Source organism: Virgisporangium ochraceum (genome assembly GCF_016863655.1).
Lineage (GTDB): Bacteria > Actinomycetota > Actinomycetes > Mycobacteriales > Micromonosporaceae > Virgisporangium > Virgisporangium ochraceum.
In genome coordinates this window covers 12,113-32,087 of the sequence record NZ_BOPH01000057.1, presented here as the reverse complement: position 1 = coordinate 32,087, position 19,975 = coordinate 12,113, and the positions used below count along the sequence as shown (strand labels likewise).

The window sequence follows — 19,975 nt, the reverse complement described above, 5'->3', positions numbered from 1 at the left end:
GGGATGCGACACTTTTTTCCGCCGACAGACGAACGTGACCGCGGAGCTGGAGGACTCCGCGGTCACGTTCGTCACACTCCCTATCACGAGCGGCCGCGATGGCGGCGGGCGCGCTCCCGGTCACGCTCGTGGCGGCGACGGGCTGTCGTACGGGGGTGCTCCCCGTTCCACGTCGCCTGGGTGATCCAGGGAGTGCCCAGCTGGTCGATGGTCATGGCATTCCCTCCTCGGGTTCAGGGCCTGCGGTTCGGTGCCGGCCACGTCAGGCGCGTGGCCGGCCCGGGCGTTCGCCGCCGCACCCGGGCAAGGCGCGGATGGCCGCTCCGGTCGAGGGCGGCGCCGACCGCCGCGCTCACCGGGCGGCCCGGCGGGCGCGGCGGAGGCGGTTGGCGAAGTTGTACTCGCGAGCCTCGCGACGAAGCTCGGACTGACGGTCGCGGACGAGCTGCTGGATGACATCCGGGTGTGTGTTCATGCTCTACATGCTGCTCCGCGCACACCGGCGTCACATCGGCATCGACTGCGTATCTTCCCTGCTCAACCCCTACGTACTGAGGTAACTAGCCGACACTACGCATACCTACGTCGCCGCCGACGTACGTACCAGCGTGCGGATCTGCCGCAGCAGCACACTCAGTGCCGCCAGGTCGCCGGCACCCTCCAGCTCGCTGATCGCCGTACGGGCCCGCGCGATGGACGCGGCGTTGGTCTGCTCCCACTCCTGCACCCGCTCCTCGGCACCGGCGTCGACGCTCGTGCCGGCCAGCACCTCCTGGGTGAGCCCGGCGAGCGCGGCGTACAGGTCGTACCGCAGCGCCATCCGGGCCAGCGTCTGCCACCGGTCGGCCCGGGGCAGCGCCGAGATGCGCGAGAGCAGGTCGTCGGCCCGGAACCGCTCCGACAACACGAAGTAGACGCGCGCCACGTCCTCCAGCGGCTGGCCGGTCTTGTGCGCCGACTCCACGACGTCGAGCAGCCCGAACCCGTACATCAGCCGGGTGGCCCACTCGGCCAGGTCGGCGGGCAGGCCGGCGGCCGTCATAGCCTCGGCGTGCCGCTTCAACGACTCGCGCTCGCCGCCACGGAACAGCGAGTCGAGCCGGGGCAGCAGGGCGTCGATGCCCGGCTTGATCCGCGCGATCTCGCCCTTCACGTCGATCGGCGAGCGCCGGTTCGACGCCAGCCAGCGCACCGAGCGGTCGAGCAGCCGGCGACCCTCCAGGTAGACGAGGGTCTGCGCGGCCGTGGGCACCTTGGTGTCGAGCGCTTCGGTGGCCGCCCACAGCTGGCGGACCCCGTAGACCTCCCGCACCACCATGTAGGCGCGGAGCACGTCGGGCCAGGTGGCACCGGTCTCGTCGGTCGACCGGTAGAAGAACGACGTGCCGCCCCGGTTGACCGCCTCGTTGACCAGCACCGTGGTGACGATCTCCCGGCGGAGCGGGTGCTCGGCCATGTGCGCGGCGAACCGTTCCCGCAGCGGCGTCGGGAAGTAGTCGCGCAGGATCTGCTCGGTCCACGGCTCGTCGGGGACGGTCGAGTCGAGGATCTCCTTCTCCAGCACGATCTTCACGTACGCCAGCAGGACGGCGAACTCGGGCGTGGTGAGGCCGGTGCCCTGCTCGCCGCGCTGGGCCAGCTCCTCGTCGCTGGGCAGGTCCTCCAGCTCGCGGTCGAGCGCGCCGCGGCGCTCCAGCTCGGTGATCAGGCGGCGGTGCACGGGCAGCAGCGAGTGGGCCTGCGCCATCGCGTTGCCCAGCGCGATCGCCTGGTCGTAGTTGTCGCGCAGCACGAGCTCGCCGACCTCGTCGGTCATCGCCGCGAGGAGGTCGTTGCGCTCGGACTCGGCGAGGTCGCCGGCCGCGATCGCGCGTCCCAACAGGATCTTGATGTTGACTTCGTGGTCGGAGCAGTCGACCCCGGCGGAGTTGTCGATGAAGTCCGACGCGACCTGGCCGCCGGTGCCCTCGTGCCCGCCGAACCGGGCGTACTCGATGCGCCCGAGCTGGGTGAGGCCGAGGTTGCCGCCCTCGCCGACCACGTTGGCGCGCAGGTCGCGGCCGTTGATGCGGATCGCGTCGTTGGCCTTGTCGCCGACGTCGACATGCGACTCGCCCGACGCCTTGACGTAGGTGCCGATGCCGCCGTTCCAGAACAGATCGACGGGCGCCTTGAGGATCGCCTTCATCAGCTCGGCCGGCGTCAGGGCCTCCACGCCCGTGGGCAGGCCCAGCGCGGCGCGCGTCTCGGGCGACACGGGCACCGACTTGAGCGTCCGGGCGAAGACCCCGCCGCCGGCGGAGATGAGCCGGGCGTCGTAGTCCTCCCACGACGAGCGCGGCAGCTCGAACAGGCGCCGGCGCTCGGCGAAGCTCGCGGCCGCGTCGGGGCTGGGGTCGATGAAGATGTGCCGGTGGTCGAACGCGGCCACGAGCCGGATGTGCTCGCTGAGCAGCATGCCGTTGCCGAACACGTCGCCGGACATGTCGCCGACGCCGACGACGGTGAACTCCTGCGCCTGGGTGTCGAGGCCGAGGTCGCGGAACCGCTTCTTGACCAGCTCCCAGGCGCCCTTGGCGGTGATGCCCATGCCCTTGTGGTCGTAGCCGGCCGAGCCGCCGGACGCGAACGCGTCCCGCATCCAGAAGCCCTTGCGGACCGAGATCTCGTTGGCGATGTCGGAGAAGGTGGCGGTGCCCTTGTCGGCGGCGACGACCAGGTACGGGTCGTCGGGGTCGTGGCGCACGACCTCGGGCGGCGGCACGACCGTGCCGTCGACGAGGTTGTCGGTGACGTCGAGCAGCGCCGTGATGAAGAGCTTGTAGCAGGTGACCGCCTCGTCGCGGTCGCCCGGCTTCTTCTTGAGGACGAACCCGCCCTTGGCGCCGGTCGGCACGATCACCGCGTTCTTCACCATCTGCGCCTTGACCAGGCCCAGGATCTCGGTGCGGAAGTCCTCGCGCCGGTCGCTCCAGCGCAGGCCGCCGCGGGCGACCGAGCCGAACCGCAGGTGCACGCCCTCGAACCGGGGCGAGTACACGAAGATCTCGAACTTGGGACGCGGCGCGGGCAGCTCGGGGATCGACAGCGGGTCGAGCTTGAACGCCACGTACGACTTCGGCCGGCCCTGGTCGCGCTGGAAGAAGCTGGTGCGCAGCGTGGACGTGATGAGCGTGAGGTAGGAGCGCACGATGCGGTCCTGGTCGAGGCTGTGCACGCTGTCGAGCTGCTTGTTCAGCGCCGCGATCAGCTCCTTGGACTGCAGCTGGCGGTCTTCGTGGCCGAGCCGCAGGCCCGGGTCGAACCGGGTCTCGAACAGGGCGACCAGGAGCGCGGCGATGCCGGGGTAGGCCAGCAGCGTGGCCTCCATGTACTCCTGCGAGTAGATGGTGCCGGCCTGGCGCAGGTACTTGGCGTACGCGCGGAGCACGACGACCTGCCGCCAGGTCAGCCCGGCGGTGAGCACGAGCGCGTTGAACCCGTCGACCTCGGCCTCGCCCCGCCACGTCGCGGAGAACGCGTTCTCCACCTGCGCCCGCACCTCGGCGACCTCCCGCGACCCGGCGGGCAGTTGCAGGCCGAAGTCGTAGAGGAAGATCCGGCCGTCGGTGCGGTTGATCTCGTAGGGCCGCTCGTCGGTGACGCTGACGCCGAGCGAGTGCAGCACCGGCAGCACCGTCGACAGCATCATCGGCTCGCCGTAGCGGTACACCTTGAACCGCACGTCCTCGTCGTCGAGGCGCTTGCGGTACAGGTGCATCACGAGCTCGCCGGGCTCGTCGAGCAGTTCGAGCTTGGCGAGGTCCTTGTTGGCCTCGTACGGGTCGTGCTCGTCCTTGTAGGTCTCCGGCAGCGCGAACGCGTACCGCTGGTACAGCTCCTTCGCCGGTCCCTCGCCGATCTTGTTCTCGAGAACGAGCCGGAAGTCGTCCTCCCACTGCCGCGTCGCGGCCGCGAGCTGGGCCGTGAGGCCGTCGTGGTCGAGGTCGCGAGGAGGGTTCGCCGGGTCGGTGCGGACGATGAAGTGGACGCGCGCCAGCGGCGACTCGGTGACCCGCGTGGTGTAGTCGACCCCGATGCCGTTCAGCTCGCGCAGCAGGATCTCCTGCATCTTCACGCGGCTACCGGTGGTGAACTTGTCGCGCGGCAGGTACACGAGGCACGAGATGAACCGGCCGTACGCGTCACGTCGCAGGAAGACCCGCAGCTGGCGACGGCCCGCCAGCCGGAGGACCCCGATGACCGACCGGTACAGCTCCTCGGTGGCGATCTGGAACAGCTCGTCGCGCGGATAGGTCTCCAGGATCTCCATCAGATCCTTGCCGGAGTGGCTGCGCGGGCTGAGCCCGGAGCGGTCGAGCACCTCGGCGACCTTGCGGCGCACCACCGGCAGTTCCCGCACGCTGGTGCGGTACGCGGCGCTGGAGAACAGCCCGAGGAAGCGCCGCTCGCCGACCACCTCGCCGTCGCTGTCGAACACCTTGAACCCGATGTAGTCCAGGTAGGCCGCGCGGTGCACGGTGGCCCGCGAGTTCGCCTTGGTGATGATGAGCAGCCGCTTCTCCAGCGCCTTCGCGAACGCCTCGGGGCTCATGCTGCTCAGCACGCGGCCGGTCGGCTGGTCGCCGCGCAGGATGCCGAGCCCGCTGCCGAGCCTGGCGGTGAGGAGCAGCTCGTCCGCGTCGTTGCGGGTGAGCCGGTACTCGCGGTACCCGAGGAACGTGAAGTGGTCGTCGACGAGCCAGCGCAGCAGCTCGATGGAGTCGGTGATGTCCTTGTCGGGCACCGGCAGCTGGGCGCTCGCGAGCTCGTCGGCGAGGCCGAGGGCCTGCTGGCGCATCCTGGGCCAGTCCTCGACGGTCTCGCGCACGTCGCTGAGCACCCGCACCAGGTCGTTGTGCAGGGCCTCCCGCTCGGCCGGGTCACGCAGCGGGTCGACCTCGACCCGCATCCAGCTCTCGACGATCTGCTCCGGACCGGCGGCGGCCGCGCTGCCCTGCGCGTGCTCCGGCTCGCGGTCGAGGTGGATCTCACGCAACCGGCCGAGCCCCTCGCGCGTGACTACGAACAGCGGGTGGACGAGCAGGTGGACGTCGAGCGACCGCGCCGTCAGCGCCGCGGTGACCGAGTCGACCAGGAAGGGCATGTCGTCGGTGACGATTTCGATGGCGGTGTGGGTGTTGTCCTTCGCCAGTGAGATCCGCAGCTTCAGCTGCCCACCGACCCGCTCACCGGCCAGCTCGCGGTGCGACACGGTGGCGGCGAGCAGGCCCGGCGCGGTGCGGCCGACCATCTCCTCGTGCGGCACCAGCCGCCAGTACTGCTGGACGAGCTCGCACAGCTGCGGATCGCCCTCGGCCCGTCGCTTGGCGAGCGCGACGCACTCGTCCACCAGCCGGTCGGCGTTCGGCACCGGCGCGCCATCCGGGTCGACATCCGTGTCGACCTCGTCGTCGTGCCGGTCCGTCGCCGGAACGACATCCTCCTCCTGCTGGCCCGCGTCCTGCTGCCCTGCCCTGTGCATGGCACACACACTCCCCTCGCCCACCACGCTGTGGGTTGCACCTAAGGGACAGCCTAGGTTGTGCCCGCGCCGGCCCACACGTAACCGAACGGCGACCGGGGTTGCTGCGTACCGGACAATGGGTCCGCGGGAGAGGCGGGGGTTGTGACCTTCAAGAGGTTGATCGGCACGCTGGCAATGGTGGTGCTCGTCGGAGGCACGCTCACCGCGTGCGGTGAGGACGACGGCGCCGAGAAGGCCCTGCGGGGGTTCGTCTCGGCCTGGGAGAGCGGCAAGCTGGCCGGCCGCAAGCTGGCCGACTCGAACGGGGTCGCCCTGTCCGGCGACACCGCGCAGGCGGAATTGACGAAAACCGAAGGTGAGCTCGCGTCGCGGCGCCCCAAGGTCTCGATCAAGGGGAAGCCCGACATCAGGGACACTTCGGCCACAGCGACCGTCACCGTGGCCTGGCCGGTCACCGACGCCGCCACGTGGACCTACGACTCGACGATCCGCCTGGTCAAGCGCAAGGACGACTGGCTGCCGGTGTTCGCGCCGCAGACGATCGTTCCCAACCTGCCGACCGGCGCCACCCTGAAGCGGGTCGAACAGGCGCCCGACCGGGGAGCCGTGCTCGACGGGGCCGGCCAGCCGCTGGTCAGCAACCGGACGGTGGTGATCGTCGGCGTCGAGCCCCAGCGGATCACCAACCAGGACGTGCTCATCGGCGTCCTCACGTCGATCTTCCAGCAGATCAACGTGAGCGTCGACCTCACCTCGCTGCCGGAGCGGATCAGGACGGCGGCCAGCCCGGCGGCGTTCATCGAGGTCGTGACGCTGCGCAAGGAGGTCTACGACCGGGTGCGCACCGACCTGCGCGAGGTGCAGGGCACGGTGTTCCGGGAGGCGACGCAGCCGCTGGCGCCGACCGCGCAGTTCGCGCGTGCCCTCCTCGGACAGACCGGCGAGGTCACCAAGGAGATCCTCGACAAGAACCCGGGCAGGTACAGGACGGGTGACCGGGTCGGGCTCAACGGCCTGCAGCAGAAGTACGACCAGCGGCTGCGGGGCAGCCCCGGCATCGCCGTCAAGGCCGGCAACGAGACGCTGTTCACGGCGCCGCAGTCACCCGGTCCGCCGGTGAAGACCACGCTCGACGTCAAGACCCAGAACGCCGCCGACGCCGCGCTCGCCGGCGAGACCCGGCGCTCCGCGCTGGTGGCGGTGCGGGTCAGCGACGGCGCGGTGCTCGCGGTCGCCAACGGTCCCACCGGCAGCAACCTGAACCTGGCGTTCACCGCGCAGGTCCCGCCGGGGTCGACGTTCAAGATGGTCTCGACGTACGGCCTGCTCGACAACGGCTCTGTCACGCTCGACACCCCGGTCGGCTGCCCGGCCACCACCGCGGTCGAGGGTCGCACGTTCAAGAACTCCGACGGCCTCGGCGACCTCGGCACCGTGCCGATGCGCACCGCGTTCGCGAAGTCGTGCAACACCGCGTTCGTCACGTTCGCGCCGAAGCTCGGCACCGACGGGCTGGCAAAGGCCGGTACCGCGCTCGGCCTCGGCGTCCCGTGGGACCTGGGCATCGACGTCTTCTCCGGCAAGGTGTCCACCGGTGGTTCGGCCGCCGAGCAGGCCGCCGCCGCGTTCGGTCAGGGCACCACGCTGGTGTCGCCGATCGCGATGGCGGGCGCCGCGGCGGCGGTCGCGAGGGGACGCTGGAAGCAGCCGGTGCTGGTCACCGACCCGGCACCGGCGAACCCGGCACCCGACGGCCCGGAGCTGAAGGCGGGCACGCTCGAGCCGCTGCGCACGATGATGCGCGAGGTGGTCACCTCGGGCAGCGCCGTGGCGCTGAAGGGCCTGGGCGGCGCGCCGCTGCACGGCAAGACGGGCACCGCGGAGTTCGACTCGGCCGATCCGACGAAGACCCACGCCTGGTTCATCGGGTGGAAGGGCGACGTCGCGTTCGCGGTGTTCGTCGAGAACGGTGGCGGTGGCGCCGCCACGGCCGTGCCGCTCGCCGGAAAGTTCCTGCAGACCCTGGGGGTGTGACGGTGCTCGACATTCTCGCGGCCGAGCAGGGCTGGTCGGAGAACGCCGCGGTTCGCATCGTGGGCGGCATCCTCGGCCTGCTGCTGATCGTCGCCGCGATCCGGGCCATGTTCCGCAAGTGAGACGCGGCTGGCTCGTCGCCGCGGGTGCCACGGTCGTGGTCGTGGTGCTCGCGGTGGTGGCCGGTTTCCGGTTCCTGAACTGGTTCTCCAGCCCGACGCTCTCCTCCGACGGGTCGCCGTCGGTCTCCGTGGCCGTCACCGACGTCGCCACCGGGCTGCGGTCGCCGTGGGGTCTGGCGTTCCGGCCCGACGGCACGGCGCTGGTCTCCGAACGCGACACCGGCCGCGTCGTGGAGGTCCGCGACGGCCGGGTGACCGAGGTGGCCCGGCTCGACTCCCGGCACCGCGGCGAGGGCGGCCTGCTGGGGATCGCGCTGTCTCCCGACGGGTGGCTGTACGCCTACTACACGACGGCCGACGACAACCGGATCGTGCGGCTGCGGCCCGGCGCCGGCGGCTCGCCGGAGGTGCTGGTCACCGGGATCCCGGCCGCCGGGATCCACAACGGTGGCCGGCTGGCGTTCGGCCCCGACGGCTTCCTGTACGCCGGCACCGGCGACGCCGACCGCACCTCCCGCGCGCAGGACCGCGACGACCTCGGCGGCAAGATCCTGCGCATGACGCCCGAGGGGAGGCCCGCGCCCGGCAACCCGTTCGGCACGCTGGTCTGGAGCTACGGGCATCGCAACGTGCAGGGTTTCGGCTGGGCGTCCGACGGCACGATGTACGCGTCGGAGTTCGGGCAGAACCGCTACGACGAGCTGAACCGCATCGAGGCGGGCCGGAACTACGGCTGGCCGGAGGTCGAGGGCGACAGCGACCGCTTCACACGTCCCCTGGCCACCTGGACCACGGCGGACGCGTCACCCAGCGGCCTCGCCGTGATCGGCGACCGCGTCTACGTGGCGGGCCTGCGCGGCCGGACCCTGTGGCGCGTGACCCGCGACGGCGGGTCCGCCGAACGCCTCCTCGACGACGCGTACGGCCGCCTCCGCACGGTGGCACAGGCCCCGGACGGCTCGGTCTGGGTGGTCACCTCGAACACGGACGGCCGCGGCGACCCCCGCAACGGCGACGACCGGATCCTCCGCTTCACGCCGTGACCCGGCGGCGCCCCTTGCGCGTCCGGCTCACGGTTCAGCTGGGCGGGCGGCGCCGCAGCTTGCCGGGGCCGTGGTCGACCTGGCGGCGGGCCGGCGGGGGTTCGTCGGGCGGACCCGGCTGCGTCGGCACGGTGACCGGCTCGGGCGCGGTCGCCTTGCTCTCGGCGCCGTCTCCGGTCGCGGTGTCGCCCTCGGTGACCGGAGCCGGGCCGGCGCTCGGAGCGACGCGGGCCTCCGGAGCGACCCGCGCCCCGGGCGCCGTCCGGGCCTCCGGTACCACCCGCGCCTCGGGCGCCGCCCGGGCTTCCAGGGCCTCCCGCGGCTCCGGTGCCCGTCTCGGCGACGGGGCGAAGTCGGCGAACGTGGATCTCGCCATCGGGACCTTCGCCCGGCGGCTCCCGCCCTGGCCGGCACCGTCGGTGGGGGTGGTCGCCACCGGGGCGAGCCCGGTGACCAGCATCTCCACCAGCTCGGCGGCGTACTGGCCGTCGGGGTCGTAGTCGGGGTCGAAGACGGTCAGCTCGACGCCCAGGCAGCGGGGCGTGTTGACCAGGCCGGCCAGCAGCAGCTCCAGCTCGGCGTACGCGATGCCGCCCGGGTCGGGGGCGTCGACGGCCGGCATCACGGCCGGGTCGAGCACGTCGACGTCGATGTGGACCCAGTAGCCGTCGCAGTCCTGGAGGACCTGCCGCGCCCACTGGGCGCTGCGGGCGGCGCCGTCGGAGCGCAGCTCGGGCACGGCCCGGTAGGCGATGCCGGCCGCCTGCAGCTCGATGCGGTACTCGTCCTGCGGGCGGATGCCCAGCACCGCCACGTCGACGTCGCGGAAGTACGGACGGCGGCCCTCGATGCCGGTGAGGTCCGGCTGGCCGCGGCCGGTGACCAGGGCCAGGTCCTCCCCCGCCGCCGCACCGACGTAGGACGCGTTGCCCGGGTGCCGGAAATCGGAGTGACCGTCGACGAACACCAGCCCGTACCGCCCGTCGAGCCGGCCCACCATGACGGCCGCGCCCAGCAGCACGGAGCAGTCGCCGCCGAGGATCAGCGGGAACTCGCCGGCCGCGACGATCGCGCCGATCCGGTCGGCGAGCTGCACCGAGTACCCGGCGATGTCGGCGGCGTGTGCCACGCCGTCGCCGGGCCGCCAGTCGCCCGGGTCGTAGCGGGGCGGGGTCAGGCAGCCGGCGTCACGGGCCTTCAGCCGGTCGACCAGCTTGTGGTCGCGGAGCGCGCCGGGCGCCTTGTAGCAGCCCGGCACCGAGGTCGCGGTGGGCGGACGCAGGCCGAGGTTGCTCGGCGCGTCCAGGACGGCGATGCGACGCACGGCTGCGGCGGCTGTCAGAACAGCGCGCTGGCCAGGGCGCGTCGGGCTGACGCGACCGCGGGATCGTCAGGGCCGGCCAGGCTGAACAGCGAGACGAGGTGCTTGCGGGCCGCCTCCCGCTCGTCTCCACTGGTGCGGCGCACCAGCGCGACCAGCCGCTTGTAGGCGGCCTCGGCCTCGCCGCTGAGCATCTCGACGTCGGCGGCCAGCGTCTGCGCCTCGACGTCGTCGGGCGACTCCTCGGCCGCGGCCAGCAGCTTCGCGGGCACCTTGCCCTCGATGCGGCGCATCAGGCCCACCTGGGCGAGCCCGGCCTCGGCGGCGGCGTCGTTCGGCGTCTCGCCGAGGATCTTCTTGAACGCCTGCTCGGCCGCGTCGAGGTCACCGGTCATGAGCGCGTCGTCGGCGGCGGCGAAGCGCGGGTCCTCCGCGGCCTCGACCTGTACCCCGCCGGCCTTGAGCACCGCGTCGATGAACTGGCGCACCTGGGGCTCGGGCAGCACGCCGCTGAAGCCCTCCATCAGCTGGCCGCCGACCGCCACCATGATCATCGGGATGCCCTGCACCCGGAGGGCCTGCGCGATGCGCGGGTTGCTGTCGACGTCGATCTTGGCGAGCACCCAGGCGCCGCCGCCCTCGACGGCCAGCTTCTCCAGCACCGGGGAGAGCTGCTTGCACGGCTGGCACCACTCGGCCCACAGGTCGATGACCACCGGGGTGGTGAGCGAGCGCTCGAGCACCTCGGACTGGAACGTCGCCTCGGTGACGTCGATGACCACCGGGCCCGCGGCACCCGGACCACCGGCGGCGGCACCCGGGCCGGCGGCGGCGGGACCGGCCGGACCGCCGGGGCCGCCCGGGCCCGCGGGGCGCGCGGCCGCGGGGGGCGGCGTGCTCGGCCGGAGGGCACCGAGATCCACGGCACCCCTGGTGAAAATGGACGAAGCTGAACGCGGATCCATGGTTACTAAGTCTTGCACGACGCCGGGGCCGACCGATGTGCCCCGGCGCGGTGACGATTTGCTACTCCGCGGGGTCTTCGAGGTGAATGTCGTCGATCACGATGTCGACCGCGGTGATGTCGAGCGAGAACAGGTTCTCCAGGGCGCTGATCACCTTGGTACGCACCTTCTCGGTGACCGAGTGCACCGCGAAGCCGTACTCGATCACCAGGTGCAGCGTCACCGTCGCGGTCTTGCCGTCGATCTCGATGACCAGCGGGCGCTCGCCGTCGGCGGTGGCCTCGGTGGTGGCGAAGTCGTAAACGCCGGGCACCTCGCGCACGGCGAGCGTGGCGATCTTCTCGATGACGGGCGTGGGAACGGTCGTGGTGCCCCGCTCGGCGGTGCTGCGCAGCCGGTCGACCACCTGCACCGCCACGCGACCGGACGGGCTGGTCGGCGTCGCCGGCTCATCGTCCGCGGCGGCGGCCTCGGCAGGCGCCGCGGCCTCGACCGGCGCGGCCTCGACCGGCTCAGCCTCGACCGGCGCGGCCTCGACCGGCTCAGCCTCGACTGCGGCCTCCGGCGCTGCGACCGGCGGCGCCGAGACCGGCCACGCGGAGTCGGCCGGGCCGGACTCCGACGCCGCGGCCTCGGCCAACGGCGCGTCGGACGCGGGCTTGTCGAAGCTCACCGCGGCGGTGGGCTCACCGGCCGGCACGACCGCCGGCGGCGCGTGCCCGGGCGACGGGTCGACGTCGTACGACGCGACCGGCTGCTCCGGCCGGTCGGTCTGATCCGACGGCATCGGCATCGGCTGCGGCGGTACCGGCTGGGGCGGGACCCCGGTGCCGTAGCCGTACTGCGGTGAGTTGTACGCCACGTCGGTCATCGATCTGCTCCCCTGTCGGTCCTCCCCCGGCAAGGCGAGCGTAGTCGCATGGTCAAACGGTCCCAGCAGTGCTTTGTCAGGTCATGGACCGGCCGCGCCACTCGCGGTCGCGCCGTCGCCGAGACCTGCGTCGATCTTGCACTTGTGGCCGTCCCTATTTGCGGAAATGTCACGTTTTGAGGGAGGCCACAACTGCAAGATCGGCGGAAAGGGGAGCGACGGACCCCGGCCGCCGCTGGCCGTCATCCTCAGTGACACACCACTGCATACGAATCAACGACTCAGGACATCAGCCGGCCTTGGGGACCCGCAGCAGCAGCGCGTCACCCTGACCGCCGCCACCGCAGAGGGCGGCCGCGCCGAGGCCTCCGCCACGACGGCGCAGCTCCATGGCGAGCGTGAGCGCGAGCCGCGCGCCCGACATGCCGATCGGGTGGCCGAGCGCGATCGCCCCGCCGTTGACGTTGACCTTCTCCGCGCCGACGCCGAGCTCCTTCATCGACTGCAGGCCCACCGCGGCGAACGCCTCGTTGATCTCGATCAGGTCGACCTCGTCGATGCTCCGGCCCTCCTTGCCGAGCGCGTGCAGGATCGCGTTCGACGGCTGGGCGTGGAGCGAGTTGTCCGGACCCGCGACGTTGCCGTGCGCGCCGATCTCGGCCAGCCACGTGAGGCCCAGCTCCTCGGCCTTCGCCTTCGACATGACGACCACCGCGCACGCGCCGTCGGAGATCGGTGACGACGTGGCGGCGGTGATCGTGCCGTCCTTCGCGAACGCCGGACGCAGCTTCGCCAGCGACTCGGCCGTGGTCTCCGGACGGATCTGCTCGTCGTCGGTGACCAGGATCGGGTCGCCCTTCCGCTGCGGGATCTCCACCGGCACGATCTCCTCGGCGAAGACGCCCTTCTTCTGCGCGGCGGCGGCGCGCTGGTGGCTGGCCGCGCCGAACGCGTCCTGGTCCTCGCGGGTGATGCCGTACCGGGAGTTGTGGTTCTCGGTGGACTCGCCCATCGAGCAGCAGTCCCAGGCGTCGGTGAGCCCGTCGAGCGCCATGTGGTCCTTGATGGTCACGTCGCCGTACTTGTAGCCGGCGCGCTGGCCCATCAGGAGGTGCGGGGCGTTGGTCATCGACTCCATGCCGCCAGCCACCACGATGTCGAACTCGCCGGCGCGGATGAGCTGGTCGGCGAGCGCGATCGCGTCGAGGCCGCTCAGGCACACCTTGTTGATCGTGAGCGCGGGCGTGGTCATCGGGATGCCGGCGCCGACGGCGGCCTGGCGCGCCGGGATCTGACCGGCACCGGCCTGCAGCACCTGACCCATGATCACGTACTGGACCTGTTCGGGCGCCACACCCGACCGCTCCAGGGCCGCCCGGATCGCCACCTCGCCGAGCTTGGTGGCCGGAAGGTCCTTCAACGCGCCGAGCAGCCGGCCCATAGGGGTCCGGGCGCCACTGACAATGACGGAACTCAAGGGGTACCCCCGGGGCAGACTTAACGTTGGTTCAGGTAAACACTACCTGCATGACCGTCGACGGCCTGCCCGGCCTCCTCCGCATCGATCACGTCGGCATCGCCGTTCCCGACCTGGACGCCGCGATCGAGTTCTACAGCAGCGTATTCGGCATGACCTGCGAGCACACCGAAGAGAACGAAGAGCAGGGGGTCCGCGAGGCCATGCTCGGGGTCGGCGGCGGGCCGAGCCGCCTGCAGCTCCTGGCGCCGCTGCGCGAGGACTCGCCCATCGCCAAGTTCCTCACGAAGTCGGGACCCGGGCTGCAGCAGCTCGCGTACACCGTGTCGAACGTGGAGGAGGCCGCCGACGCGATCCGCGCGAAGGGTCTACGGCTTCTCTACAAGGAGCCCAAGCGGGGGACGGCGGGGTCGCGCATCAACTTCGTCCACCCCAAGGACTGCGGAGGGGTGCTGGTCGAACTGGTCGAGCCGGCGGTCATACACCCCGGGGACTGATCCCGCTCCAAGATCGCGGAAAGTAATGCAAATGGCGGCCGAACGTCGTCCGTACGGTCTTGCGGTCTCCGGGGGAGGGTCTGCAAGTATGTGCTAATGCCTCAGCCGCAGCAGCCTTCCAACCTCGCCTTCTTTGACGGTGCCAGTGGCGCCGCGGAGTTCAGTGTCGTTCTGCGCGGCTACGACCGCGCCCAGGTCGACAACTTCATCCAGCAGCGCGAGGCCGCGCTCGCGCAGTCCGAACAGCACCGCAGCGAGGCTGAGCAGCGCATGACCGACGCGCAGCGCCGGCTGCGCCAGGCCGAGCAGCGCATGGCGTCGATGGAGCAGAAGCTCGTCGACACCAACAAGCAGCTCGAGGAGAACAACCGGCCCACCCTCTCCGGGCTCGGCACGCGGGTCGAGCAGATCCTGCGGCTGGCCGAGGAGCAGGCGAACGACCACCGCGGCGAGGCGAAGCGCGAGTCGGAGGGCATCACGTCGGCGGCGCGGCTCGAGGCCCGCGAGATCACCGACAAGGCGCGCGCCGAGGCCGCCGCCATGAAGGCCACCGCCGAGCGCGAGGCGAGCAACCTGCGCACGGCCGCCGAGCGCGAGGCCGCGGAGACCCGTGTGCAGGCGCGGCGCGAGGCCGACACGCTGCGGAACGACGCCGACCGCGAGACGAAGGCGCTGCGGGCGGCCACCGCGCACGAGGTCGCGGAGCTGAAGGCCACCGTCGAGCGCGAGGTCTCGACGCTGCGGGCCACGGCCGAGCGCGAGATCACCCAGCTGCGGGCCAAGGCCGCGCGCGAGGCGGAGGAGAAGCGCGCCGAGGCCACCAAGCTGCTGGCCGACGCCCGCGACAAGCGCGACAAGGACCTCCAGATGCTCGAGGAGGAGCTGTCCGAGCGGCGCGAGCGGGCCGAGCGCGAAGAGAACCAGCGGCACACCGCCGCGGTCGCCGCCACGCAGAAGCTGGTCCGCGAGGCCGAGGTGCGGGCCCGGGCGGCCGAGCAGCACGCCAAGGAGACCGAGCAGCGCGCCGAGGCCCGCCGCGTCGAGAGCGAGCGGCACGCGACCGACACGATCGACAAGGCCAAGTCGCTCGCCGAGAAGACGGTGAACGAGGCCCGGGCCGAGGCGCACCGCCTCCTCACCGACGCCCGCAGCGAGGCCGACAGCGCCACCAACACGGCGCGGCGCGCGGTCGAGGATCTCACCCGTCAGAAGGACGCCGTCACCGCTCAGCTCGGCCAGATGCTCTCCGGCCTGGCGGGCATCGTGCCGACGCAGCAGCCCCCGGCCGAGGCCGAACAGAAGTCACCCAAGGCAGCGGGCGCCGGCGACAACGGCGCCACGAAGATCACTGCCTGACGAGATCATCACAACATCCCGTCGCACCGGCGCCTCGCCGGACGCGACGGGATGTTGCGTGTGAGGATGGATCCATGTCGCACGGCGAAGACCTTCTCCCGATCGGTCCGGGCACGGCCCCGGAGGCCACGTTCGACGTAGCCTTGCGCGGCTACGACAAACGGCAGGTCGACAGGTTCGTCGCGCATGTGGAGACCGAGCTGGGTGCGCTCAGCGCCGAGCGCGACGCGGCGTTCGCGCACGCGCAGGCCCTCGCCGCGCAGGGCCAGGCCCTCGAGAACGAGCTGGCCGACCTGCGCCGTCGCACCGCCGTCGGTGGCACCGTGTCGTTCCGGCACCTCGGCCCGCGGGTCGAGCAGATCCTGGCCCTCGCCGAAGAGCAGGCCGACGCGATCCGCGCCGGCGCCACCCACGACATCGAAAGCCAGCGGTCCGAGGCCGACCGAATTCTCAACGATGCGCGCGAACGGGCAAATCAGGCCATTCGCGACTTCGAGCTGGCCCTGGCTTCGCGCCGCCACGAAGAGGACGAGGCCGCCGCCGCCCGCCGGGCCACGATCGACGCCGAGCTGCGCGAGGTCCAGGACGAGATCGCGCGGCAGCGCGCCGAGGCCGAGAAGGGCGTCGCCGCCGCGCAGGCAGAGGCCAACCGGCTGAGCGAGGCCACCATCGCCTACGCCAAGAAGCTGCGGGCCGAAACCGAGGCCGAGCTCGCCGAGCTGCGCGCCAAGGGCGAGCAGGAGCAGCAGCAGTGGCGCACCACCCTGCAGCAGGAGCAGGAGCAGGCGCGTCAGGCCGCCGAAGAGCACGCCGCGGCGCTGAAGGCCGAGGCGGAGAAGGCCGCCGCCGACATCACGGCCGCCGCCGAGAAGGCCGCCGCGACGATCAAGGCCGCCGCCGAGGAGGACGTCGCGCCGCTGCGCGGCCAGGTCGAGGAGCTGCACCGGCAGGCCGAGAAGCTCCGGGCCGACGCCGAGGAGCACGCCACCACGCTGCGTTCCGACGCCGAACAGCACTCCACCAAGCTCCGGTCCGACGCCGAGCAGCACGCCGCCGCCCTCAAGGCCACCGCCGAGGCCGACGCCGCCGCGCTGCGCACCGCCGCCGAAGACGAGGTCGGCCCGCTGCGCGTGCAGGCGCAGGCGCTGCAGAAGGAGGCCGAGGAGCAGGTCAAGCGCCACATCGAGCAGGCCGAGCGGGAGGCCGCGGCGCTGCGCCGGGAGGCCGAGCAGCACGCGTCGGTCGTCCGGGCGACGATCGAGCAGGAGCGGGTCGTTGCCCGCGACGCCCTCGCCGCCGAGCTGCGCCAGTCCCGCGACGCGGCCCAGGCCGAGCTCACCGCGATCCGCCAGGCCACCGAGGCCTACGCGGCGCAGATGCGTTCCGCCGCCGAGTCCGACGCCACCCGCCTGCGCGGTGAGGCCGCGGCCATGCACGCCGAGGCCGAGCGGATGCGCGGCGACGCCACCCAGCTCGTCGCCGAGATGCACCAGCTGCGCACGGAGGCCGAGCAGCTGCGCGCCCAGCTCGCCAAGGCGCACAAGGACGCCGAGGAGGCCCGCCGGGCCGCCGAGGAGGCGCAGACCGAGCTGGCCAAGGTCCGGCCGCCGGCGGGCGCCGGTGGCAAGCAGGTGCGCGCGGCCACCCAGCGGGTCAAGGCGGCCGCCGAGCACGCGGCCGCGGTGGCCGACGGGCTCGCCGACGCCGCCGAGCGCGCCGAGGCCACCGGCAAGTCCGCCGAGTCGGCCGGTGTCGCGGCGGAGGCCGCCGAGGTCAGCGCCGAGGCGGCCAAGGCGCAGGCCGAGAAGCTGGTGTCGGCCACCGACCCGGAGAACACCCAGCTCGCCGCCGCCACCGATCCCGACAGCACCCAGGTCGTGGTGGCGGGAACCGCCGCCGACACCACCCAGGTCGTGACGACGGGCGCCGACGCCGACACCACCCAGGCGGTGGCGACCGACGCCGACAGCACCCAGGTCGTGACCGCGGACGCCGACAGCACCCAGGTGATGCGCACCGCCCCGGACGCCGACAGCACCCAGGTCGTGCGGACGGCCGTCGACCCCGACAGCACCCAGGTCGTGCGGACCGCCCCGGACGCCGACAGCACCCAGGTGGTCAGCACCACCGCCACCCCGGACCCGGACAACACCCAGGTCCTCACCACCACCGAAGCCAAGGCCCCCGCCCGCCGCTGACCCCGCGCCCGCCGCGCCCGGCCCCCACCTCCCCGCGCCGATCTTGCAGTTGTGGCCGCACCTATGTCGGGGCTATATCCGGCTTTGTCGGGGGCCACAAGTGCAAGATCGGCGGGGCTGAAGACCCCCGCGGGAGGTCAGGCGATCGGGCGGCGGCGGTCTCTCGCGCGCCAGCACGGGGTGTGCCAGTGGCGGCGGTCGGTCAGGTCGCCCCGGCCGTCGGCCGGCCAGGCCACCACGTGGGCCACGCCGGGGCGGATCTCCTGGGCGCAGCCGGGGCACCGGTACACCTTGGCGGCGGCCCGGCCGGGAACCGTGCGTACCAGCCAGTCGCCGTCGCTCCAGGTCTGCACGGACTCCACGCGCTGGGCGCGCTCGAGGTCGAGGGGCGGCACCTCGTCGCGACGGTGGTGGCGACGGGGACTCATGCCGTCAGCGTAATGATTCGGACCGGAAGCCGCGCCCGGCTGTGACCAGCTGGGACAGCAGCGGCGCCGGCGCCAGCCCCGGTTCTCGGGTCTCCTCGTACATCGCCCGCAGACCGTCGAGCACGACGCCGGGACCGATCGCATCGAGCTGCTCGAACGGGCCGGCCGGGTATCCACAGCCGAGCGTCATCGCGTGGTCGATGTCCTCGACGGTCGCGTAGGAGGCCTCGAGCATCTTCACGGCGTCGTTGAGGTAAGGGAACAGGAGCGCGTTCACCACGCGTCCGCTGCGGTCTCCGCACACCACCGGTACAAGGCCGCGCTCCGCGCACACCGCGCGGGCGGCGGCGACGGCTGCGTCGCCGGTCAGCACCGAGCGGACCACCTCGGCCACGGCGTCGCGGTGCACGTGCAGGCCCACGACGTCCTCCGGCCGGTCGCTGGCCATCGCGGCGGCGATCACCGGCTCGTCGGTGACCAGCACGACGTCGGTGCCGCCGTCCGCCGGCGCCTCCGGGGAAGGGGCCGGGGTGCCGTACGTGTAGAACCCCCGGCCCGTCTTGCGGCCGAGCAGACCCGCCGTGACCATCTGCCGGATCAGCGGCGCGGCCGCGTGCCGCTGGTTGCGCCCGCCGCGGTCGTACATGGTGTCGAGGACCTCGAGACCCACGTCGAGGCCGATCAGGTCGAGCAACGTCAACGGGCCCATGGGCAGCCCAGCGCCCAGCTTCATGGCAGCGTCGAGGTCGTCGCGGGTCACGAAGCCGCTCTCGAGCATCGTGACGGCCTGGTTCAGGTACCCGAACAGCAGCGCGTTCGCCACGAAACCGGCCCGGTCACCGATCGTGACGCCCACCTTGTTCAGTCGCGCGCACAGGGCCTGCGCGTCGGCCACCACCGACGGAGCTGTTACCACCGTCCGCACGATTTCGACCAGCTTCATCACTGGCGCGGGGTTGAAGAAGTGCAGGCCGATCACCCGGTCGGGCCGGTCGGTGGTAACCGCGATCTCGGTGACCGACAGCGACGACGTGTTCGAGGCGAGGACCGCCGACGGCTTGCAGATCTTCGACAGCTCGCCGAACACCAGCCGCTTCAGGTCCAGCCGCTCCGGCACCGCCTCGACCACCAGGTCGACGTCGGCCAGGTCGGAGAGGCCCACCACGAACCGCACCCGGCCGATCAGCGCGTCCCGGTCCTCCGGGCTGAGCCGGCCCCGGGAGACGGCCCGGTCGGTCGACCCGACGAGGTGCGCACGGCCGCGTTCCAGCGCGGTCCCATCGATCTCCGACGCGACCACCGGGACGCCCGCGCGGGCGAACACCTCGACGATGCCGGCGCCCATGGTTCCCAGCCCCACGACGCCGACCGCGGTCATCTCAGCCATCCCGGCAGTCTGCCACGCGGTTACCGGCAGGTAGCGGTGGTCATCAGCACATAGGCTCACCGGGTGCGGAGTTTTGTGATCACCGGGGTCTCGCGGGGGTTGGGCGAGGCGCTGTTCGAGCAGCTGGCGGCCGACCGGGAGCACCGGGTCGCCGGGTTGGGGCGCACGTTCACGGAGAAGCAGCGCGGCCTCGCCGCCGCCGAACCGGAGCGGGTCGCCCTGTACACGATGGACTTCGCCGCGGCGACCCTCGATCTGGCACGGCCGCTGCGGTGGGCCGCGGAGGGGGCGTCGCACGCGTACCTCATCCTGAACGCCGGGATGGTGGAGCCGGTCGGACCGGTCGGGCAGCTCGACCCGGTGGTGGTCCGGGACTCGATCGCGGTCAACCTCACCGTGCCGATGCTGGCGGCGAGCACGTTCCTCACGGTGCTGCCGCCGGGGACACCGGGCACCGTGCTGTTCATCTCGTCGGGGGCGGCGACCCGGCCGATCGAGGGCTGGGCGGCGTACTGCGCGGCGAAGGCGGGCGGCGAGATGTTCTTCCGGGTGCTCGCCGAGGAGCGCCCCGGGATCACGGTGGCGAGCATCAACCCCGGCCGCATGGACACGGGCATGCAGGGCGTCCTGCGCCGGTCGGAGTTCCCGACGAAGCAGTCGTACGTCGACGCGTACGAGGAGGGCACGCTCGGCAGGCCGGAGGACGTCGCCGCGCGAATCATTTCGGAGCACGTTACCCGCGGGTAAAG

16 protein-coding genes are annotated in these 19,975 nt (G+C 72.2%); 7 read left to right on the top strand and 9 right to left on the bottom strand.

What is annotated here, in order from left to right:
* Positions 1-83 precede the first annotated feature (83 nt).
* The 3 genes from Voc01_RS54125 to Voc01_RS20745 all read right to left on the bottom strand — a co-directional run bounded on the left by Voc01_RS54125 (position 84) and on the right by Voc01_RS20745 (position 5,524).
* Positions 84-215: a hypothetical protein gene (locus Voc01_RS54125; RefSeq protein WP_275423737.1), complete on the bottom strand. Its 132-nt coding sequence runs from the start codon at positions 213-215 to the stop codon at positions 84-86.
* A 137-nt stretch (positions 216-352) separates the two neighbouring features.
* On the bottom strand, positions 353-475 hold the full coding sequence (locus tag Voc01_RS54120) for a hypothetical protein (RefSeq protein WP_275423736.1): 123 nt from the start codon (positions 473-475) through the stop codon (positions 353-355).
* Between the two features lie 105 nt (positions 476-580).
* On the bottom strand, positions 581-5,524 hold the full coding sequence (locus Voc01_RS20745) for an NAD-glutamate dehydrogenase (protein ID WP_203929143.1): 4,944 nt from the start codon (positions 5,522-5,524) through the stop codon (positions 581-583).
* A 144-nt stretch (positions 5,525-5,668) separates the two neighbouring features.
* On the opposite strand from Voc01_RS20745, the gene Voc01_RS20740 reads away from it, so the two are divergent.
* The 3 genes from Voc01_RS20740 to Voc01_RS20735 are packed head-to-tail and all read left to right on the top strand — an operon-like array spanning position 5,669 to position 8,726.
* Entirely contained in the window at positions 5,669-7,561 is a 1,893-nt protein-coding gene (locus Voc01_RS20740; protein WP_239160352.1) for a penicillin-binding transpeptidase domain-containing protein, read from the top strand.
* Positions 7,558-7,683: a hypothetical protein gene (locus Voc01_RS54115; RefSeq protein WP_275423735.1), complete on the top strand. Its 126-nt coding sequence runs from the start codon at positions 7,558-7,560 to the stop codon at positions 7,681-7,683. Before Voc01_RS20740 ends, Voc01_RS54115 begins: the two co-directional genes overlap by 4 nt.
* Positions 7,680-8,726 (top strand): PQQ-dependent sugar dehydrogenase, encoded by a 1,047-nt coding sequence (locus Voc01_RS20735; protein ID WP_203929142.1) that lies wholly within the window; start codon positions 7,680-7,682, stop codon positions 8,724-8,726. The genes Voc01_RS54115 and Voc01_RS20735 overlap by 4 nt, the downstream gene beginning before the upstream one ends.
* A 34-nt stretch (positions 8,727-8,760) precedes the next feature.
* On the opposite strand, the gene Voc01_RS20730 is transcribed toward Voc01_RS20735, so the two are convergent.
* The 4 genes from Voc01_RS20730 to Voc01_RS20715 form a co-directional block, all read right to left on the bottom strand.
* On the bottom strand, positions 8,761-10,050 hold the full coding sequence (locus tag Voc01_RS20730) for an arginase family protein (RefSeq protein WP_239160351.1): 1,290 nt from the start codon (positions 10,048-10,050) through the stop codon (positions 8,761-8,763).
* Positions 10,051-10,064: 14 nt separating this feature from the next.
* The gene (locus Voc01_RS20725) at positions 10,065-11,012 is read right to left on the bottom strand and encodes a tetratricopeptide repeat protein (protein WP_203929141.1); all 948 of its coding nucleotides are present in this window, start codon (positions 11,010-11,012) and stop codon (positions 10,065-10,067) included.
* Positions 11,013-11,073: 61 nt separating this feature from the next.
* The gene (locus Voc01_RS20720; RefSeq protein ID WP_203929140.1) at positions 11,074-11,883 is read right to left on the bottom strand and encodes an Asp23/Gls24 family envelope stress response protein; all 810 of its coding nucleotides are present in this window, start codon (positions 11,881-11,883) and stop codon (positions 11,074-11,076) included.
* 289 nt (positions 11,884-12,172) lie between these two features.
* The gene (locus tag Voc01_RS20715; protein ID WP_203929139.1) at positions 12,173-13,360 is read right to left on the bottom strand and encodes an acetyl-CoA C-acetyltransferase; all 1,188 of its coding nucleotides are present in this window, start codon (positions 13,358-13,360) and stop codon (positions 12,173-12,175) included.
* Between the two features lie 50 nt (positions 13,361-13,410).
* Here Voc01_RS20715 and mce point away from each other — a divergent pair, with 50 nt between their 5' ends.
* The 3 genes from mce to Voc01_RS20700 all read left to right on the top strand — a co-directional run bounded on the left by mce (position 13,411) and on the right by Voc01_RS20700 (position 17,411).
* Positions 13,411-13,857, top strand: coding sequence for a methylmalonyl-CoA epimerase (mce, locus tag Voc01_RS20710; RefSeq protein ID WP_203929138.1), 447 nt, complete (start codon positions 13,411-13,413; stop codon positions 13,855-13,857).
* 96 nt (positions 13,858-13,953) lie between these two features.
* Positions 13,954-15,213 (top strand): coiled-coil domain-containing protein, encoded by a 1,260-nt coding sequence (locus Voc01_RS20705; protein ID WP_203929137.1) that lies wholly within the window; start codon positions 13,954-13,956, stop codon positions 15,211-15,213.
* Between the two features lie 74 nt (positions 15,214-15,287).
* A complete protein-coding gene (locus tag Voc01_RS20700; RefSeq protein ID WP_203929136.1) occupies positions 15,288-17,411 on the top strand; it encodes a hypothetical protein in 2,124 nt (707 codons plus the stop codon).
* 137 nt (positions 17,412-17,548) lie between these two features.
* Here Voc01_RS20700 and Voc01_RS20695 read toward each other — a convergent pair whose 3' ends face one another.
* Both Voc01_RS20695 and Voc01_RS20690 read right to left on the bottom strand, forming a co-directional pair.
* Positions 17,549-17,839, bottom strand: coding sequence for an Rv1322 family protein (locus Voc01_RS20695; protein WP_203929135.1), 291 nt, complete (start codon positions 17,837-17,839; stop codon positions 17,549-17,551).
* Positions 17,840-17,843: 4 nt separating this feature from the next.
* Positions 17,844-19,226 carry a 3-hydroxyacyl-CoA dehydrogenase gene (locus tag Voc01_RS20690; RefSeq protein ID WP_203929134.1) on the bottom strand — a complete coding sequence of 461 codons (1,383 nt, stop codon included), beginning with the start codon at positions 19,224-19,226 and terminating at the stop codon, positions 17,844-17,846.
* Between the two features lie 63 nt (positions 19,227-19,289).
* Between Voc01_RS20690 and Voc01_RS20685 the strand changes: the two genes are divergently transcribed.
* Complete coding sequence (locus Voc01_RS20685) at positions 19,290-19,973, top strand: SDR family NAD(P)-dependent oxidoreductase (RefSeq protein WP_203929133.1); 684 nt, start codon at positions 19,290-19,292, stop codon at positions 19,971-19,973.
* The last annotated feature ends 2 nt before the right edge of the window (positions 19,974-19,975 follow it).

Excerpts from the sequence above, each read along its gene's own strand:
- Voc01_RS54125 (WP_275423737.1), bottom strand. The coding sequence starts at position 215 with ATGACCATCGACCAGCTGGGCACTCCCTGGATCACCCAGGCGACGTGG.
- Voc01_RS54120 (WP_275423736.1), bottom strand. The coding sequence starts at position 475 with ATGAACACACACCCGGATGTCATCCAGCAGCTCGTCCGCGACCGTCAG.
- Voc01_RS20745 (WP_203929143.1), bottom strand. The coding sequence starts at position 5,524 with ATGCACAGGGCAGGGCAGCAGGACGCGGGCCAGCAGGAGGAGGATGTC.
- Voc01_RS20725 (WP_203929141.1), bottom strand. The coding sequence starts at position 11,012 with ATGGATCCGCGTTCAGCTTCGTCCATTTTCACCAGGGGTGCCGTGGAT.
- Voc01_RS20720 (WP_203929140.1), bottom strand. The coding sequence starts at position 11,883 with ATGACCGACGTGGCGTACAACTCACCGCAGTACGGCTACGGCACCGGG.
- mce (WP_203929138.1), top strand. The coding sequence starts at position 13,411 with ATGACCGTCGACGGCCTGCCCGGCCTCCTCCGCATCGATCACGTCGGC.
- Voc01_RS20705 (WP_203929137.1), top strand. The coding sequence starts at position 13,954 with ATGCCTCAGCCGCAGCAGCCTTCCAACCTCGCCTTCTTTGACGGTGCC.
- Voc01_RS20700 (WP_203929136.1), top strand. The coding sequence starts at position 15,288 with ATGTCGCACGGCGAAGACCTTCTCCCGATCGGTCCGGGCACGGCCCCG.
- Voc01_RS20695 (WP_203929135.1), bottom strand. The coding sequence starts at position 17,839 with ATGAGTCCCCGTCGCCACCACCGTCGCGACGAGGTGCCGCCCCTCGAC.
- Voc01_RS20690 (WP_203929134.1), bottom strand. The coding sequence starts at position 19,226 with ATGGCTGAGATGACCGCGGTCGGCGTCGTGGGGCTGGGAACCATGGGC.